The 1,044-nt window shown below is 34.8% G+C and carries 2 protein-coding genes; both read left to right on the forward strand.

Annotated elements, in window-relative coordinates:
- The coding region (locus GQR46_RS20040) for an HNH/ENDO VII family nuclease (protein WP_206009726.1) at window positions 1-489 on the forward strand (489 nt) is incomplete at its 5' end.
- A gap of 10 nt (window positions 490-499) precedes the next feature.
- On the forward strand, window positions 500-952 hold the full coding sequence (locus GQR46_RS20045) for an SMI1/KNR4 family protein (RefSeq protein WP_165742287.1): 453 nt from the start codon (window positions 500-502) through the stop codon (window positions 950-952).
- Window positions 953-1,044 lie beyond the last annotated feature (92 nt).

Raw genomic sequence — 1,044 nt, forward strand, 5'->3', positions numbered from 1 at the left:
ATTGTGGGTAAACCTAAAAAGACCGTTGCGAATGAATTAGATGCGCCGAAAGGAAATGATTTAAAGGGGGCTGAGAGTAAAAAACTATCTAACTCAGTCAACAAAAAATATAGCTCAAATTTAGTTAATAATCGCAAGATGTATAAAACCGATCTTGACTTTATGTCAGGAATACCAACACATGTTGATTCAAGTGTCCATAAAAGTATTAGAGCTAAAATTGAAGGTGGTTGGTCAAACCTTGATTTAATGAAAAATGGTAATGCCCCTATAGGCAAAGACGGTAAGCAAATAAACTTACATCACATTTTGGGACAAGAGCCAAGCCCAATGGTTGAGCTTTTATCTTCGACTCATAAAAAACATCATAAAGCTTTACACGGTCTAATCGAAGATGGTAAAAGTTTTAGGAATAACCCTTCGCTCCAATATCAGTATGAAAAATTTAAAAAAGAATACTGGAAACTTAGAGCACAAGATTTTGAGTAGGTAAATCTGTATGAATAAATATAGTGAGTTAATAAAACAACTTGATTTGAGTGAACACGAAACCTTTTGGCAAGGTTCGGCTGACTTGAAAGAAATAGCACTTCTTGAACAGCTAATTTCGATAAAACTCCCATCTTCATTAGTTAATTTTTTAAAAGAATGTGGTGGTGGAGGTACAATCGATGCCGAGGTATCTGGTATAGAAGATAATAATGCTACTTTGAAGCTTGGAGGAACGATATTAGGTGACACACTTGATTGCAGGGAAACATTTGAATTACCCCCACATTTAATTGTGATTTTTTATAAAGAAAATGAAATTTGTTGGTGCTTAGATTCTAGTGCCCAAGAAAAAGAATACCCACTAGTTAATTATAATTTATTTAAAAAACAAGTTGACGGAGTAATAGCTGACTCCTTCCTCTCATTCTTTTGTGAGTATGTTGAGCTTAGAACCTCGTAGAATCTATATAAGCTAATTAAATACGCTAAGGACAGCACATGCAACCCGACATTAAAAACATCCCGCAACACCTAGGTCAGTACCTTTATCAG

It is taken from the genome of Pseudoalteromonas sp. Z1A6 (genome assembly GCF_011378745.1).
Taxonomy (GTDB): Bacteria; Pseudomonadota; Gammaproteobacteria; order Enterobacterales; family Alteromonadaceae; genus Pseudoalteromonas; species Pseudoalteromonas arctica.

Coding starts and splice junctions, on each gene's coding strand:
- GQR46_RS20045 (WP_165742287.1), top strand. CDS start 500: ATGAATAAATATAGTGAGTTAATAAAACAACTTGATTTGAGTGAACAC.